At 62.7% G+C, this 3,829-nt stretch carries 2 protein-coding genes; both read left to right on the top strand.

Annotated features, from left to right (window positions below; genetic code table 11):
* The coding region (locus tag AC1DT2_RS17530) for a TonB-dependent receptor plug domain-containing protein (RefSeq protein WP_477297740.1) at window positions 1–2,602 on the top strand (2,602 nt) is incomplete at its 5' end.
* 575 nt (window positions 2,603–3,177) lie between these two features.
* Window positions 3,178–3,829, top strand: a 652-nt coding sequence (locus AC1DT2_RS17525) for a carboxypeptidase-like regulatory domain-containing protein (RefSeq protein ID WP_477297738.1), incomplete at its 3' end; no start/stop codon positions are given.

Here is a 3,829-nt window from a genome sequence, read left to right as displayed (position 1 = left end):
GTCAAAGCTGCCGATCGCCCGCACGTCGATCAGCTCGATCGCCCTGCTCGCTCCGGGCACCACGCCCGCSGTSCGYGGCTACGGCAACGCGCTGTCCTTCGGTGGCTCCTCGGCGTCCGAGAACGGCTACTACATCAACGGCTTCCAGGCCACGAACCCGCTGACCGGCGTGAGCTCGCGCCAGCTGCCCTACGACGCGATCGATCAGGAACAGGTGCTGATCGGCGGYTACGGCGCCGAGTACGGCCGCTCCACCGGCGGCGTGATCAACGTCGTCTCCAAGCGCGGTACCAACGAGTGGAAGGGCGACGTCCAGGTGTTCTGGTCGCCGGACGGCCTGAAYCAGCAGCCGCGTAATGTCCGTCTCCGCGACGGCACCCTTTACCAGAAGGGCAACCTGTACGCGCTGCGCAACAACGAGAACCTGCAGTACTCCGGCTCCATCGGCGGCGCACTGATCAAAGACAAGTTGTTCATCTTCGCCGCGGCGGACTGGATCAGGAACACCGGCGACTACACCGGCCCGAACACCACCAGCGACGACGAGCATGACAGCGCCAAGACCAAGCGCTGGTTGACCAAGATCGACTGGAACATCACCGACAACAACATCCTCGAGTTCACCGGTATCGGCGACACCGAGACGAATGACCAGTCCATCAGTGCTTACAGCTACGACACCGGTCGCGGCGACTACCTCGGCCATGTCTACACGAAAAACTACAACGGCACGCAGACCAACGCGACGCCGGGTGGCAACACGTACATCGGTCACTACACCGGTTACATCACTGACGACCTGACGGTCAACGCGATGTACGGCCGTTCGCATTCCGACCACAGCCAGAACATCACCTCGGCTACCGGCCAGAACTGCCCGACCATTACCGATAACCGCACCGAGTTTACCGGCAACCCGCAGACCGGTTGCACGGTCGGTGGCTCGACGTTCCTCCTGCCTGGCGCGGAAGACAGCAGCCATGGCTGGAGCGCCAACATCGAATACCGCCTGGGTGATCACGACCTGCGCGGAGGTGTTGATAACTATGTCCTGCGCGCCACGTCCGGTGCGCTGCCAACCGGCGGTACCGGCTGGACCTACGCTGACGTTGGTGACGGCTCGTCCATCCAGAGCCGCCTGTCCAACCTCGGCCTCAATCCCGCCCTGTACAACCCGGCTGACTTCGCCAACGGCTACTACGCGGAATCGACGGCACTGAGCACGGGCACCTCGGCCCGTACCAACCAGCGTTCGCAGTTCATCGAAGACAACTGGCAGATCACGGACCGCTGGCACGGTTACATCGGCCTGCGTAACGAACAGTTCACCAACTACAACGGTAGCGGCGAAGCGTATGCCAGCGCGCGCCACCAGCTCGATCCACGCCTGGGTGCGTCGTGGGACGTCCACGGTGACAGCTCGCTGAAGATCTACGCCAACGCCGGCCGTTACCACCTCGGTCTGCCTACCTCCGTCGCCATCCGCGGCGCCGGCCCGTCGACCTTCCCGTCGCAGTACTACGGTTTCACCGGCATCGACCCGGTCACGGGTGTGCCGACCGGTCTCGTTGCAGGCCCGTATTCGGGTAACTACAACAAGAACGGCGCGAACGGCATCCCGCCGGACGCGAAGACCGTTTCGGCCCAGGGCCTGCACTCGTACTACCAGGATGAGTACATCTTCGGTGTCGACCAGCAGCTGGACAACAACTGGGTCGTCGGTGCGAAGGCCATGTACCGTCGCCTGCGCAGCCTGATCGACGATACCTGCGACTCGGCACCGATCCAGGAATGGGGCGACGAGAACGGCCTTCACGACGAAGTGAAGGCGGGTATCGGCCGCAGCACGGGTTGCTGGCTGTATAACCCGGGTCGCGCGAACACGTTCACCGTGTCGCCGGCTGATGGTCAGTACCTGAGCGTGCCGCTCACCGCCGCCGATATCGGCGAGCCGCGTGCCAAGCGCGCTTACTACATGCTCGACCTGTACGCCGAACATCAGTTCAGCGACCACTGGTACGCGAAGATCGAYTACACCTACTCGCGTAGCTACGGCAACTCCGAAGGCCAGCTCGATTCCAACATCGTCCAGGCTGACGTGTCGACCACCGAGAGCTGGGATTTCCCGGCCATCATGGAAAACACCAACGGCRAYCTGCCGAACGACCAGAAGCATCAGCTGCGCATCTACGGCACCTACGCGCCGAACGATGAGTGGGCGTTCTCGACCGTTACCCGTATCGCYTCGGGCTACCCGGTCAGCTGCATCGGCGTTCGTCCGGAAGCCTATGGTGGCGACCCGTACGAATACGGCAACAGCTACTTCTACTGCAACGGTCAGCCCGCTCCGCGCGGTACCTACGGCCGCACGCCGTGGACGTACAACGTGGACCTGAGCGTCGCCTGGAAGCCGGCCTTCGCCGACCACAAGCTCACGCTTTCGGCCGACGCATTCAACGCTCTCGGCAAGCAGCGCGTTACCCAGTACTACGAAATCGGCGACACGGCTGCCGGTGATCCGAACCCGAACTACAAGCGCGCCCGTTCGTTCTCGGACCCCCGCACCATTCGCCTGGGAGCCCGCTACGACTTCACGCTCTAACGAAAACGCTTAGCTATATCGCATAACAACAACAGCAAAGCATTTCCCCGGATATTGGCCGCTCCAGAAGGAGCGGCCTTTTTTTTCCCCGAAATCCCCGTCGTAGCCGCCCGTCAACCACGGGCCGTTTCGTAGCTAATTGCCTTGAAGAATCCCCCCAAGTCTTCGTAAAAACTACTTGCTTCGCAAATAGTTGCTCAGTAAATAATTGCGTAGGACTTTTTCTTATTGTTCCCGGAGTCACTGCGGTTTTACTTTGTTTTCACGCGCTGCTTCGGCGCTGTCGTCAGCTCGCCTCAGGGGACACGATGAGCGGGTGCGACTTTCGCCACGGACGACATCTTGCACGACATTTTTTTTGGGGAGCAGAAAGAAATGCCACACCACGCCATTGCGCGCACCCCTTTCGATTGACGACGTGACGCCGCCCGCCCGGTAAGAGGCGTTCGGCCGAGCGACATTCTTCCCGTTGGTTCTCCGCCCGCCAGCCTTTCTGGCGGAACGTCCGCGTGCCGCGCGGATGCGGGCGAACTCATCCCGTTTATTCGTCACGCGTTTTTCAGGAGGGACGTTCCATGCAGTACGCAAACCGTTCAGTCGCGCCGCCGCGCCGCAAGCTCGCGCTTGCCGTGGCTTTCGCCGTATCCATCGGCGGTGCCGGCGCAGCCTTGGCGCAGAGCAACGCCACCGGCGCCATCTTCGGCTCCGCCACGCCCGGTGACATTGTCCATATCGAGAACACGGACAACGGCCTGCGCCGCGACATCACCGTCGAYKCCGGYGGCCGTTACCGCGCCAACTCGCTGCCGATCGGCACCTACACYGTKWCSYTGATGCAYAACGGYACSGYSGTCGATTCGCACAAGGGCGTGCAGACCCAGATCAGCCAGGGTACCGACGTTTCCTTTGCCGCTGCCGCCGCCGGCGCCAGCGATGCCACCAACCTCGGCAGCGTCCAGGTCACCGCCAACACCCTGCCCAGCATCGACGTCAGCTCGGTCGACTCGCGCACCGTGTTGACCGCCGACCAGCTGTCMAAGCTGCCGATCGCCCGCACGTCGATCAGCTCGATCGCCCTGCTCGCTCCSGGYACCACGCCCGCSGTSCGYGGCTACGGYAACGCGCTGTCCTTCGGTGGCTCTTCGGCATCCGAGAACGCTTACTACATCAACGGTTTCCAGGCCACGAACCCGCTGACCGGCGTGAGCTCGCGCCAGCTGCCCTACG

The organism is Luteibacter sp. P4_E6 (assembly GCF_056401535.1).
The sequence above is the reverse complement of the archived record's forward strand: the minus strand, read 5'-3'. Positions and strand labels throughout refer to the sequence as shown.